Consider the following 13,617-nt stretch of genomic DNA (forward strand, 5'->3'; position numbering starts at 1 on the left):
CGATATGTAAGAATTTCTAGCGTTGTTTACAGTATTCAGGAGAATACTGTAGATGAATATACACAAACGTACCCGATTATTAACTGGCGAAGGAGCTGATCAAGCGTTATCCGCAACTCAAGCTCACGTCGATCATGGTGTCGGAGGCCGGTGCGTCGGTGTATTCCGCATCCGAGCTCGCGTCGGAAGAGTTACCGGATTTGGACGTATCGTTGCGCGGCGCGGTGTCGATCGCGCGGCGCCTGCAGGACCCGCTGGCCGAACTGGTCAAGATCGATCCGAAATCGATCGGCGTCGGCCAGTATCAGCATGACGTCAATCAAAACCAGCTGGCGCAATCGCTCGACGCGGTGGTAGAAGACAGCGTCAACGCCGTCGGTGTCGATGTCAACACCGCCTCCCCGGCGTTGCTGCGTTACGTCGCCGGACTGAGCAGCAAAATCGCGCACAATATCGTCGCTTACCGCGACGGCAAAGGCCGCTTCGCCAAGCGCGCCGAGTTGCTGAAAGTACCGGGGTTAGGCGAGAAAACTTTCGAGCAGGCCGCCGGATTCCTGCGCATACCGAACGGCGCCAACCCGCTCGACGCCTCCGCCGTGCACCCGGAATCGTACCCACTGGTGGAACGAATTCTCAATGACATAAAACTCAATGTCACGGCATTGATCGGCAACAGCGCCGTACTGAAAACCATCTGCCCGGAACGCTACGCCACCGGGCAATTCGGCCTGCCGACCGTGAAAGACATCCTGCACGAACTGGAAAAACCCGGCCGCGACCCGCGCTCCACGTTTAAAACCGCCACTTTCAAGGAAGGCATCGAAACGATGAAAGACCTGCACCCCGGCATGGTGCTCGAAGGCGTTGTCACCAACGTCGCGGCGTTCGGCGCGTTCGTCGACATCGGTGTGCATCAGGACGGTTTGGTGCATATCTCGGCGCTGGCGGACAAGTTCGTCAAAGACCCGCACAGCGTCGTGAAAGCCGGTCAAGTCGTCACCGTCAAGGTGGTGGAAGTGGATGAAAAGCGCAGAAGGATTGCATTGACGATGCGGCTTGACCGGACTTCCGGCAGCCACGCTTGAAACACTTGCTCTCTTACGCTATAGAATTTTCTTCTTGATAAAACCAGCTCTAGCACAAAAACAAACCCCGTCACTCGGACGGGGTTGTCTTTAAACGCGGCAAAGCCAGTTTAAACGCTTTGCTTTCCGCGCCGCGCCATGAATCCGATCAATCCCAGTCCTGCCAGCAGCATCGCATAGGTTTCGGGTTCGGGTACGGCAGCCACTTGATCGAAATTGATATTGTCGATACCGACGTTCCAATCGTTATAGCCGAAACGAATCGACAGAGGACCGTTATACGTCAAACCGGGAGTGAATGAGCTGTGTGTACCGCCCGATCCCAGGATTGTCAACGGTGAATAATCGATCAATACCGTATTGCTGGTGCCATCCAAAATCCGCACTTGAGAATTAGGATGATCGCTAACAGGGTAACCGGCTATATCAAAGCTGTTCAAGCGAATCGCCCAGCCGGGTTCGGGCACCAGGGTGATTTCCGCGAAATGATCGCCACTGACCACACTAAAAGCAACGTTTGTCAGATCGCCGTAACCTGTAGCCCAAAAATCCAGATTATTGTAAGCCACCGTATTGGTGCTGATCTGCCATGTGCGATATTCGGTCGTCACATTGGGTGTATAACCATTACCCATCAAATACGACCCCACCGCATCGCTTGCGGCATTCACATTATCGCCATAGTTGCCGGGAATATCGCCAAAATCCGGCACATCTGGATTCAAATCAAAAGTCAGAACAGAAGCCTGAGCCGATGCGGCCAGCAATACGGCGGCTCCCGCCAGTGTTGTTTGTAATAAAAGCGATTTAGCTTTCATAATGTATTTCTCCTCATCCATAATCCGATGCGACGAGTACTATTATTGTGCCGAGGCGCACGCGATCTAACGATCACCCGTCTCATCATTTAAAAAAGTTTTTTGCAAAATGCCGAGTGTCAAATTTCACGGCAGCAATGCGAAATAAATTATACATTCATCAAGTTACAAGCATGTAGGAAAAATAAACACTGGTTTACCGGATGAATGGCCATAAAAATAAGCGCCTTTCCATAATAAGCGTTAGAACAATAAGATAGCCATAGTTCACACTGCCCTTTTTTACCAGGATATTTGTCATTATTATGGGTAATCACTGATCGTCGTCAGCCATGTCAGCACCACTCAGCGCTCAGCTATGGCTGAATATCCGTGGCAGCATCACATCGCATTTTTGAGTGTGCTATAGTAAAAACGGCATCGCGTCACGCCACTCCTGTTAACGCTATGTGGAGGATCGAGATGAAAAAAAGTAAGCTTGATTTACGTGAAGCAATTGTGGATACGGCAATCGCCATCGCGGAACGTTCTAACTGGGAAGCGGTACGGTTGTTTGATGTAGCGGCGGAACTCGATATTGAACTGGATGAAATCCGGATTCATTTCCGCGAAAAGGAGGATCTGGTAGATGCCTGGTTCGACCGGGCCGACAGCCGGATGTTACGGGCGGCGGAAACGGTTGAATTTATGTCGCTGCCGCCACGCGAGCGCTTGCAGTTGCTCATCATGACCTGGTTGGATGCCTTGACCGCGCACCGCAAGGTCACGCGGCAGATGATCGGCGCCAAACTGGAACCCGGCCATCTGCATATCCAGATTCCCGCCATCATGCGCGTCAGCCGCACCGTGCAATGGATGCGCGAAGCCGCGCAACGCGATGCCACCTTTGTGCGCCGCGCATTGGAAGAAACCGCGCTGACCACGATTTACCTGGCGACATTCGCTTACTGGATGCAGGATGACTCGGAAAATTCGCAAAACACACACGATTTTCTGGCGCACAAACTGAAGTATGCGGAATCCCTGGATCATCTGGTTTATAGCACCCCGCATCAAGATACCGCAGTCAGCGCCGCCTCAGAAACACACGCCACCCATGAAATCCCGGAATCGTTTGAATCCTCACCGTTGACCGAACCAATAGCACATGAAAGGCATGCGAAATCCGGTTAAACCGTGGATCGCATCACGCATGCCTTAAGCAGTGCTCTGCTGGCGCGGGCTGCGGCTGATCGGCACACTCAACTGGCATCAGGGTCCGACGCATTCGCTGATCCTGCTGCCGCTATGGGCATGGTTATTGGCTTGGCTCGCTTCAAGGCTTACGCGCATTTGCCCAGCTCCCGGTGCTGGAGCGTATCGATATTTCGGAACAAGGCCAATGCGCCTGGTTCTACGATCTGCGCTTCAAATTCCCGGAATTACCGCCCTCTTTCCGCTACGGCGTATGCCGCCAGAACGGCCACACCGATTGGAAAATGACCCGGCAACGGGGATTGTTTTATATCGACTGACAGCACAGCCAAAAAGCACACACGCACGATAGCATGCACAGCAACACAAGCACTGTCATTCAGTTTATGATGTAACAATCATCACACAAGGAGACGATCATGGCCAAAGGACAGCAACGCAAAAACAAGGAAGCGAAAAAACCTAAAAAGGAAGCACCGAAGTAATTAAGAAACAAAGATCGTGAATTAAGAAAATTTTTACTTCTTCATTCTTGATTCACGATCTGATCGCTGCAACAAGTTATCCATCCTGTGCAATCTTCTTTCCCTGTGAGACATCTCTATTAGCTATCACTTCAACAACGGATGATCTTTTGGCAGTTGTTTGGCATACCACAAGGTAAGCTTATGCCGCATGGTTTTCTCGGCGACTTGATCTTCCGGTAAGGGTTGCATAACTTTATCGTGTACCAGCAAGCGATAAATGTAGAGCAATTTCTCACTCGCCGAATCGGTCGCTTCAAATTGCACCACACCCCGCCCTTCCGCATACTTCACGCCCGCAAGCATGGCTTCCTTGAATAAAGCAGCTTCATTTTTCAGTTTTTTCATGGCGACCCTCGTTAATGCCCGGTTGTCCGGTTCTGTTTTGTCCCCTTACACACTTGAAGCCACAGCCTTCCCCCACGAATCGCGCAACGTCACCGCACGATTGAACACCGGCTTACCGGGTTTCATATCGAGCCGGTCGGCGACAAAATAGCCGTTACGCTCGAACTGGAAGCTTTGTTCCGGTTGCGCATCGCACAGCGATTGTTCCACATACGCGGTGATGATTTGTTTCGATCCGGGATTCAACGCGGTTTTGTAATCCTTGTCGCCGCTATCCGGATGGGGATCGGTAAACAAGCGGTCGTACAAGCGCACTTCCGCCACTTGCGCATGCTTGGCCGAGAGCCAATGGATATTGCCTTTGACTTTGCGGCTATCCGCGCCGGGCGTTCCGCTTTTGGTATCGGGATCGTAAGTACAATGAATCGCTTCTATATCACCTTGCGCATTTTTATCGACTTGCACGCATTTGACGATGAAGGCATAGCGCAGCCGCACTTCCGCGCCGGGAGACAAGCGGAAGTAGCCCTTGGCGGGCACCTCCATGAAATCGTCGCGTTCGATGTACAGCACTTTGGAAAACGGGATCGTGCGTTTGCCCCATTCCGGTTTTTGCGGGTGATTCGGCGCAAAGCAGTCTTCTTGCTGATCTTCCGGATAGTTGTCGATGATCAGTTTGAGCGGCTTCAGAACGGCAACACGGCGCGGCGCATGTTCGTTCAAGTCCTCGCGCAGGCAATCTTCCAATATGCTCATGTCGATCCAGGAATCGGCCTTGCTGATGCCGATGCGCTCGGCAAACAAACGGATTGCACGCGGCGTAAAGCCGCGGCGGCGCACACCGGCGAGTGTGCTCAAGCGCGGATCGTCCCAGCCGTCGACCAGCTTACTCTCCACCAATTCAATCAGTTTGCGCTTGCTCATGACCGTGTAGGTCAGATTGAGCCGGGCGAATTCGATTTGCTGCGGATGGCATGGCACTTTATCCGCCAGTTGATCCAGCACCCAATCGTACAACGGACGGTGATCTTCAAATTCCAAAGTGCACAGGGAGTGCGTGATGCGTTCCAATGCGTCGGAAATACAATGCGTGTAATCGTACATCGGGTAAATGCACCATTGATTACCGGTGCGCTGGTGATGCACGTGACGGATGCGGTAAATCACCGGGTCGCGCATGTTGATGTTGGGCGATGCCATGTCGATCTTGGCGCGCAGCACGTATTGACCGTCGGGAAACTCACCGGCTTTCATGCGGCGGAATAAATCCAGGCTTTCTGCAGCCGGGCGGTCACGGTAAGGGCTGTTTTTCCCGGGATGAACAAGTGTGCCGCGGTACTCGCGGATTTCCTCAGCAGAGAGGCTCTCGACGTAGGCTTTATCCTGAGTGATCAGATACTCGGCAAATTCGTACAGTTGATCGAAGTAATCGGATGAATAATACCGGTGCTTGCCCCAATCAAACCCCAGCCATGACACGCTGTCGCAAATAGAATCGACATATTCCTGCGCCTCCTTTTCCGGATTGGTATCGTCGAAACGCAAATGACACACCCCGCCGTAATCATGCGCGATACCGAAATTCAGGCAAATGCTCTTGGCGTGACCGATGTGCAAATAGCCATTGGGCTCGGGCGGGAAACGCGTTTCCACACGCCCGTTCCATTTACCGCTGCGGTTATCTTCGTCGATAATATTGCGGATGAAATTGGCCGGAGTGGCGTCAACGGAAGGATTGGTTTCTGGTTTTTCTTTCAAAGCGGGTCTCTCGGTATGTGATTGATACGTTAAGGTGGAATGCTTGTCATCCCTTATAGGATGAGATTATAGCGGCGATTGGTTTAAAATCCATCATTCTTCGGTAAGCCGTGCTGACTTGCGGTTTACTGCAAAAATACGCCAACCCGGCATCAAATAACGCATTCTATATTTGACTTTTGTTGATCCCTGACTTAAAATTCGCGGCTCTTTTTGAATACGCAGGACAGGTTTTTGTGAAAACATTTTCAGCCAAACCACACGAAGTAAATCATGACTGGTTTGTCATTGACGCGACCGATAAAGTTTTGGGCCGCCTTGCTTCGCAGATTGCTTACCGCTTACGCGGCAAACATAAACCCATTTATACACCGCACGTTGATACCGGCGATTATATCGTTGTAGTCAATGCCGACAAATTGCGTGTCACGGGCAATAAAGCGGAAGGTAAAATTTATTATCGCCATAGCGGTTATCCAGGCGGAATCTACGCAACCAGTTTCAAAAAAATGCACGCGCGTTTTCCAACCCGTCCGCTTGAAAAAGCTGTCAAAGGCATGCTGCCCAAGGGACCGCTGGGATATGCGATGCTCAAGAAATTGAAAATATATGCTGGCGATACGCACCCACACGCCGCTCAACAACCAAAACCACTTGAAATTAGAGCATAATACTATGGCTACTCAATATAATTATGGTACTGGCCGGCGTAAAAGCGCTGTCGCTCGTGTTTTTATCAAACCGGGAAAAGGTGCGATTATCATCAACGATAAACCGATTGATGTGTACTTCTCCCGCGAAACGGGTCGCATGATTGCGAAACAACCGCTGGAACTTACAAATAATGCCAATACTTTTGATATTATGGTAAACATTCATGGCGGCGGCGAATCCGGTCAGGCTGGTGCAGTACGTCATGGTATTACGCGTGCATTGATTGATTATGACTCAGCTTTAAAATCTGTCCTCAGTAAAGCAGGACTGGTTACCCGCGATGCACGTGAAGTGGAAAGGAAAAAAGTTGGCTTGCGGAAAGCCCGGCGACGCAAACAATTCTCTAAACGATAATTTTTTATCGCAGGGATTATCAAAAAGCCGCCTCTTTCCGGGCGGCTTTTTTATTGGATAACAAATAAGTAAAACCTATACCGAAGAAATATCTCTGGAGTTACGATGATCAATGTCGGCATTGTCGGTGGAACCGGTTACACAGGCGTAGAGCTATTGCGCTTACTGGCGCAACATCCCAAAGCGAAAATCAAGGCGATAACATCGCGCAGCGAAGCAGGCATGAGTGTCGCCGAATTATTCACCAATCTGCGCGGACATATCGACCTCAAATTCAGCGATCCTGCTGACGCAAAACTCACCAAGTGCGATGTGGTTTTTTTTGCCACACCAAATGGCATTGCGATGCAGCAAGCGGAATCCCTTTTGAAAGCGGATGTAAAAGTCATCGATCTGGCGGCTGATTTTCGTATCAAGGATGTCGCAGAATGGGAAAAATGGTATGGCATGCAGCATGCTTGTCCTAATCTGGTTGCCGAGGCTGTATACGGCTTACCGGAAATTAACCGCGACCAAGTCAAGGATGCCCGCCTGATCGCCAATCCGGGTTGTTATCCAACAGCCGTGCAACTGGGCTTCCTGCCGCTGATCGAAGCCGGTGTGGTCGATATCAAACATCTGATCGCCGATGTCAAATCCGGCGTTTCCGGTGCCGGACGAAAAGCCGAAGTACATACCCTGCATGCCGAAGCATCGGATAATTTCAAAGCTTACGGTGTTCCGGGACACCGGCATCTACCGGAGATTAAACAAGGGCTTTCCAATGTGGCCAAAAAACCAGTCGGTTTGACATTTGTTCCTCATCTGGTACCGATGATTCGCGGCATTCATGCAACACTTTACGCCAAGCTGACCAAACAAGTGGATTTACAAGCGCTATACGAGAAACGTTACCAAAACGAAGCGTTTGTCGATGTACTGCCCGCTGGCAAGCACCCGGAAACCCGCTCCGTGCGCGGTTCCAACCTTTGCCGCATCGCCGTGCACCAACCGCAAAACAGCGATACCGTCGTAATCTTGTCAGTAACCGATAATCTGGTCAAAGGTGCGGCAGGGCAAGCAATACAAAACATGAACATCATGTTCGGCTTGCCTGAAACACTCGGCATCAATCAGGTTCCGCTCCTGCCTTGAACATGCTGAATACTCCGGTCTTCACGGATAAATCGAACTTGTATCGGCAGGGCGCTTAGCAGTGTCCAAGCTTTTCCAGAAAAAACCGCAGATTCTCTCCCAGCGCGTTGTCGTACGCCCGCACCGTTCATGGCAATTCTACCTAGCAGTCACTGCAATAGTCTGCTCCTTACTGGCTGCGCTCTCCTGGGGCATGTACGAAGCAGGCAGGCACTCAGTAGATGAGCTGGACGATAGGATCGAGGAGAAAACGTCGTATCTATTTGATCCAGGCGGTTGCCGGCAAACCAAGAAACAAAAATTGTGCACGCAGATTGGTGATTTGATTCAACAAGTACAAATCAGCAATACCGCTAACCAAAACCTCGCCGAAGAAGTAAAGTCACTCGCTGCCGAAAATGACCATCTCAAGGAAAAACTGGAGTTTTTCCACAATCTTGTCGCCAACAATACAAAAAGCGGTATTTCCATTTATCAATTCAACCTGAAAGAAACACAAACACCGGGGCAGTACCGCTACGCGCTAACACTCATCCAGGGCGGAGAAAGACCGAATGATTTCAAGGGGAACTTAAGGTTCAAAGTAAAATTGCTGCAGAAGGGTCAAAGTAAAGTAATACCGCTGGTCAACAAGAATTCCAAGCAGGATTTTCCGATCAGCTTCAAATTCATTCATCGGCTGGAAGAGCATTTCCAAGTATCACCAGATACCAGCGTAGAAAGCATTCAAGTGCAAATTTACAAAAATGGCGACAAAAAACCTATCGTCACTGAGACTGTCCAACCGGCATCGTGAAGGAGAAAGAATATGTTCGGTAGAAAAAAGAAAAACCAGCTCCATCATCATATCGATACCTTGATTGGCGCAAACACAAATATCACAGGCGATATCCATTTCACCGGCGGCCTGCGGATTGACGGACATATTACCGGCAATGTCATTGCAACCGATGACGAGCACAGCACCTTGGTTCTCAGTACCGAAGGCCGCATCGAAGGGAAAATAAAGGCTGCTAATGTTGTCATCAACGGTACGGTAACCGGCCCTATCGATGCAGCCGGATATTTGGAATTACAGGAAAAAGCAAAAGTATATGGCGATGTGCAATACGGTTCGATAGAGATCCAACTCGGTGCTTCCGTTGACGGAAAAATGCTCCATCACAACAAACCGGAATCCGGGAATGCGCAACAGCTCGAGAAAATGATAACATTATTGCCACCCTCGGCTGATCAGCCGCACATAGCGGTAGAAAAGGAAGCATCATAGCCAGCAAGCCGCCGGATGTTTGCTATACTGAAAAAATTATGAGGATAAAACAAATATGAGCACTGAAAATCACACCCCGCTTTTATTTACTGAAAATGCGGCTTTTAAAGTCAAACAATTGATTGACGAAGAAGGCAACAATAATCTCAAACTCAGGGTCTTTGTCAGCGGCGGCGGCTGCTCGGGCTTCCAGTATGGTTTTACCTTTGATGAGACCATCAACGAAGATGACACCATCATGGAGAAAAACGGCGTCAAACTGCTGGTCGATCCGATGAGTTTTCAGTATCTGATCGGCGCTGAGATTGATTATCAGGAAAATATAAAAGGCGCTCAGTTTGTTATCAAAAACCCTGGCGCTAGCAGCACATGCGGTTGCGGTTCGTCGTTCTCGGTATAAATTTCACGTTGCAGTGCTAATCGAGCCGCCGTTCAAGCGGGATAAATCGCGCCTAGAATTCGGTTTCCTTTAGCGCCGGTCACTTCCGCCAAACTACCCGCTTTCCGCACAATAGCCTGGTGCGCCAGCCAGGCAAATGCAAATGCTTCCACCCAATCGGCCGCAACACCCAGTTGATCGGTCAAAGCCACAATCTTTCCCGGCATGCTAACGGTCAGGTGATCAACCAGCGTCGCATTATGCGCCCCGCCGCCACACAAATAGATTTCTTCAGCCGCCGGGCAATGTTCCTGTATCGACCGCGCAATCGTCGTTGCCGTCAATTGCAGCAAAGTGGCCTGTACATCGCGCGGCGCTTCGTCACCGCATAGCTTTTGTTCCAGCCAATGCAGATTAAACAGATCCCTGCCGGTGCTTTTGGGCGGTTTACGGGCAAAAAAGTCCTCGGACAAGAAGCGCTCCAGCAACGCGGGAATGATGCAGCCGCTAGCCGCCCATTGCCCATCTTTGTCATACGTATTTCCGGTATGACGCGAGCACCAGGCATCCATTAGTAAATTGCCGGGGCCGCAATCGAAACCACTGACTGGTTGACGATGATCAAGGCGAGTGATGTTCGCGATACCGCCAATATTGACGATGACGCGATGATGACCGGCATGTTTAAAAACAGCATGATGAAACGCCGGAACCAATGGCGCGCCCTGCCCGCCCGCCGCAATATCGCGGCTTCTGAAATCGGCAACAACGGTAATCTGCGTCAGTTCCGCCAGCAATGCGGCGTTGATGAGCTGGATGGTGTAATTTTTACCGGTTTCGGGACAATGCCGGATCGTTTGGCCATGGCATCCGATAGCTGTAATTTGCCGCGCTGCGATGCCGGTGTTTTCCAGCACCCCCGCAGTGGCTTGTGCATACAGGGAAGACAGTTGGTTACTGAGAATAGCCGCGCGATTCAGTTCATCATGACCGGGTTGATGCAGCGCCAATAGCTGTTCGCGCAATTCGTCATCGTACGGACAAAAAAAGGTTCGCAGCAGCACCGGTGCGGCCGCACTGAAATCAACCAGAGCGGCATCCACACCGTCCAGACTGGTGCCGGACATGATGCCGATATAGTAAGCGGATTCCAACGATTTTCGATGCTTAAAGCAGAGTTGATGACGGCGGTGTTAGGTCAATACCGCCGTCCGTGATGACCAGCCGGAATTATTCCAACACAGCGAGATGAATATTACGCATGATGTTCAAACGTGCAACCAGCGCATGGGTTTCCTTCTGGAAAGTATTCAAATCCCGTTTTGCTATCGGCGGTGCCGATGGCAGCACTACGTTGGTCGGATCGCGCTGCACACCGTCGATACGCAATTCGTAGTGCAAGTGCGGGCCGGTCGCCATGCCGGTCGAGCCGACATAACCGATCACGTCACCCTGGCTGATACGCTTACCTTTACTCATTCCACTGGCAAATCGGGATAAATGCCCATACGCGGTTTCGTATTTACCGTTATGCTTCAGCACAACCAAATTGCCGTATCCCTTTTGTGAACCTGAAAACGCCACGATCCCACTCGCTGTCGCCTTAACCGGTGTGCCAGTCGGCGCAGCATAATCTATGCCTTTATGGGCGCGCCATTCTTTCAGAATGGGATGAAAACGCGCATTGGTAAAACCGGAACTGACGCGCGAAAAAGTAAGCGGCGAAAGCAGGAATGCTTTACGTAAACTTTCCCCTGCTGGAGTGTAATATCCGTCCGCACCGTTGGATGCTTTAAAGTATATCGCTTGATGGGATTTGCCTTTATTGACAAATTCAGCCGCTAAAACACGGCCGGTTTTGGCACGCTTGCCATTGTCGTTAGCAAATGTTTCATAGACGACAGTAAAGCGGTCGCCTTGGCGTAAATCACGGTAAAAATCGATTTCCGATGCAAAAATTTCAGTCAATTGCATCGCGATGTTATTGGGTATGCCTGCATTATCGGTTGCTGCAAACAGTGAGCTGTTAATTTCGCCGGACTTCATATGAACCCGCGTATCCAGCTCGACCGGCTGTTCGGTCATTTTGAATGCATCATCTGTTTTTTCCATCAAAAACAGTTCTTCATTACCGAAGAAATAACGCAACGTTAACAGCTCACCGTCCGCTGTGGTTTGCGCATAAACGGTTTGCCCCGGTTTCAATTGACGCATCGCGCGGCTTCCACGCGCAGCCTGCAGAAAATCCGTTGAATCCTGATTACTCACGTCCAGACGGTTTAAGATCGCTGCGATCGTATCACCCCGGCGAATATTTTCCTGGCGCCAAAAGGTTTGATTCGCTTGAGTCTCAGCAATAGCCTCTGGAATAGATATATCCAGAACGACTTCTTCGACTTGGATTTCTTCAAATGAGGGGGAATTAGGTGCAATACCGAAAGCAGTGACTATACCGAACAGTGGTATGCTGGATAAAGCTACCAGCCAGCGAATTGATTTTTTTGTTAGTTTTGATGATTTTTGAGCTAGAATCCCTTGTTTATTGCTAATAGGCGTATATAGCATCTATGAAGTACCTCCAGTCATTTGTATCATTTTTGCAAACAGGCGCGAGTCTAACACGAAAATAGTTAATTTGTACTAGGAAACAACTAATATTGTACTAATAAATTCTCTTTAATTACACAAATCTTAATAAAAATCATAAATTTAGCAATATCGTGAAAAAATCAATATTATCTGATCTTGAAATTATAAAACGCGGCAGTCACGAACTATTAGTGGAAACAGAGCTGGAAAGTAAGCTTATTTCTGGAAATCCGCTGCGGGTTAAAGCAGGATTCGACCCGACAGCCCCGGATTTGCACCTCGGGCACACGGTTTTACTGAATAAATTACGTCAGTTACAGGATATGGGGCATCATATTCTGTTCCTGATCGGCGATTTCACCGGCATGATCGGCGACCCCAGCGGAAAGAACAGCACCCGTCCGCCCCTGACACGGGAACAAGTCGCGGAAAATGCCCAATCCTATACCACCCAGGTTTTCAAAATATTGAAACAGGAACAAACCGAGGTCGTTTTCAACTCCACCTGGATGGATAAGCTGAACGCCGCCGATCTGATCAAACTCGCCGCAACGCATACCGTCGCACGCATGCTGGAACGGGATGATTTCGATAAACGCTACCGCAACAACCAGCCCATCGCCATTCATGAATTTCTCTATCCTTTGATACAGGGATACGATTCCGTCGCACTGAAAGCGGATCTGGAGTTAGGCGGCACTGATCAAAAATTCAACCTGCTGATGGGGCGGGAGTTACAAAGGCACTTCGGCCAACCGCAGCAATGCATTCTCATGATGCCGCTGCTGGAAGGACTCGATGGCGTCAATAAAATGTCCAAGTCGCTGAATAATTATGTCGGCATCACGGAGAGTCCAAAAGAAATCTTCGGTAAGCTGATGTCGGTATCGGATCAACTGATGTGGCGTTATCTCGAATTACTGTCCTTCGAATCGCTGCAAACCATCCGTACATGGCGCGAAGAAGTCGAAAATGGCCGTAATCCGCGCGACATCAAGGTCAAACTCGCACAGGAAATTGTCGCGCGCTTTCATAGTCAGCAAGCTGCCGAAGAAGCGCTGGCCGATTTTGAAGCACGCTTTCGACACGGCGCCCTGCCCGACGAAATACCGGAAAAAGTCATCGCAACCACGGATGGCGAAATTCCACTGGTGCAATTATTAAAACAAGCCGGATTGACTGCCAGCACCAGCGAAGCGCTGCGCATGATCGAACAAGGCGCGGTCAAATTGGATGGCGAAAAGGTAGAAGATAAATCCACTAAAATTAAACGGGGAGAATCCGTCGTTATTCAGGTCGGCAAACGAAAGTTCGCCAAAGCCATCATTCAGTAACTCGCCGGTTGCGAATAATTTGCATGCTCGGGAAGAACCCGCTATACTGCGCGGCCTAAGTTGATCGGAATCTCTGATTCGATCAACTTTCCTGGTCTCATCGTTCCTGGCCTCTC

Annotated in this window: 14 protein-coding genes and 1 pseudogene; 10 read left to right on the top strand and 5 right to left on the bottom strand. The window is 50.0% G+C overall.

The annotated features are described in order from the left end of the window. Positions 1-83: 83 nt before the first annotated feature. A pseudogene (locus DU481_RS00255) lies at positions 84-1,085 on the top strand (helix-hairpin-helix domain-containing protein); the annotation flags it as partial. A gap of 110 nt (positions 1,086-1,195) precedes the next feature. Here the strand turns inward: DU481_RS00255 and DU481_RS00260 are convergent. Then, positions 1,196-1,903, bottom strand: a complete 708-nt coding sequence (locus DU481_RS00260) for a PEP-CTERM sorting domain-containing protein (RefSeq protein ID WP_350131202.1) — start codon at positions 1,901-1,903, stop codon at positions 1,196-1,198. Positions 1,904-2,365: 462 nt separating this feature from the next. Here DU481_RS00260 and DU481_RS00265 point away from each other — a divergent pair, with 462 nt between their 5' ends. Then, a complete protein-coding gene (locus DU481_RS00265; RefSeq protein WP_350131204.1) occupies positions 2,366-3,076 on the top strand; it encodes a TetR/AcrR family transcriptional regulator in 711 nt (236 codons plus the stop codon). Between the two features lie 173 nt (positions 3,077-3,249). Next, a complete protein-coding gene (locus DU481_RS00270) occupies positions 3,250-3,417 on the top strand; it encodes a hypothetical protein (RefSeq protein ID WP_350131206.1) in 168 nt (55 codons plus the stop codon). 291 nt (positions 3,418-3,708) lie between these two features. Here DU481_RS00270 and DU481_RS00275 read toward each other — a convergent pair whose 3' ends face one another. Both DU481_RS00275 and DU481_RS00280 read right to left on the bottom strand, forming a co-directional pair. Further along, positions 3,709-3,969 (bottom strand): DUF5062 family protein, encoded by a 261-nt coding sequence (locus DU481_RS00275; RefSeq protein ID WP_108697314.1) that lies wholly within the window; start codon positions 3,967-3,969, stop codon positions 3,709-3,711. A 45-nt stretch (positions 3,970-4,014) separates the two neighbouring features. Next, positions 4,015-5,727, bottom strand: coding sequence for a glutamine--tRNA ligase/YqeY domain fusion protein (locus DU481_RS00280; protein WP_350131208.1), 1,713 nt, complete (start codon positions 5,725-5,727; stop codon positions 4,015-4,017). A 236-nt stretch (positions 5,728-5,963) separates the two neighbouring features. Between DU481_RS00280 and rplM the strand changes: the two genes are divergently transcribed. The 6 genes from rplM to erpA all read left to right on the top strand — a co-directional run bounded on the left by rplM (position 5,964) and on the right by erpA (position 9,599). Continuing rightward, a complete protein-coding gene (gene rplM, locus DU481_RS00285) occupies positions 5,964-6,398 on the top strand; it encodes a 50S ribosomal protein L13 (protein ID WP_350131210.1) in 435 nt (144 codons plus the stop codon). Between the two features lie 4 nt (positions 6,399-6,402). After that, positions 6,403-6,795, top strand: coding sequence for a 30S ribosomal protein S9 (gene rpsI, locus DU481_RS00290; RefSeq protein ID WP_090317401.1), 393 nt, complete (start codon positions 6,403-6,405; stop codon positions 6,793-6,795). 105 nt (positions 6,796-6,900) lie between these two features. Next, entirely contained in the window at positions 6,901-7,929 is a 1,029-nt protein-coding gene (gene argC, locus DU481_RS00295; protein WP_350131212.1) for an N-acetyl-gamma-glutamyl-phosphate reductase, read from the top strand. Positions 7,930-7,990: 61 nt separating this feature from the next. Beyond that, the gene (locus DU481_RS00300; RefSeq protein WP_350131214.1) at positions 7,991-8,725 is read left to right on the top strand and encodes a DUF6776 family protein; all 735 of its coding nucleotides are present in this window, start codon (positions 7,991-7,993) and stop codon (positions 8,723-8,725) included. A gap of 12 nt (positions 8,726-8,737) precedes the next feature. Further along, entirely contained in the window at positions 8,738-9,199 is a 462-nt protein-coding gene (locus tag DU481_RS00305) for a bactofilin family protein (RefSeq protein WP_121165653.1), read from the top strand. A 55-nt stretch (positions 9,200-9,254) separates the two neighbouring features. After that, positions 9,255-9,599, top strand: coding sequence for an iron-sulfur cluster insertion protein ErpA (gene erpA / locus DU481_RS00310; RefSeq protein ID WP_090317411.1), 345 nt, complete (start codon positions 9,255-9,257; stop codon positions 9,597-9,599). A gap of 32 nt (positions 9,600-9,631) precedes the next feature. Here the strand turns inward: erpA and DU481_RS00315 are convergent, their stop codons facing one another. Continuing rightward, positions 9,632-10,732, bottom strand: coding sequence for an anhydro-N-acetylmuramic acid kinase (locus DU481_RS00315; protein ID WP_350131216.1), 1,101 nt, complete (start codon positions 10,730-10,732; stop codon positions 9,632-9,634). Positions 10,733-10,808: 76 nt separating this feature from the next. Further along, the gene (locus DU481_RS00320) at positions 10,809-12,143 is read right to left on the bottom strand and encodes a peptidoglycan DD-metalloendopeptidase family protein (protein WP_350131218.1); all 1,335 of its coding nucleotides are present in this window, start codon (positions 12,141-12,143) and stop codon (positions 10,809-10,811) included. Between the two features lie 155 nt (positions 12,144-12,298). On the opposite strand from DU481_RS00320, the gene tyrS reads away from it, so the two are divergent. Beyond that, on the top strand, positions 12,299-13,501 hold the full coding sequence (tyrS, locus tag DU481_RS00325) for a tyrosine--tRNA ligase (RefSeq protein WP_350131220.1): 1,203 nt from the start codon (positions 12,299-12,301) through the stop codon (positions 13,499-13,501). Positions 13,502-13,617: the final 116 nt, after the last annotated feature.

This window comes from Nitrosomonas sp. (assembly GCF_040240425.1).
In the GTDB taxonomy this organism is placed as follows: domain Bacteria; phylum Pseudomonadota; class Gammaproteobacteria; order Burkholderiales; family Nitrosomonadaceae; genus Nitrosomonas.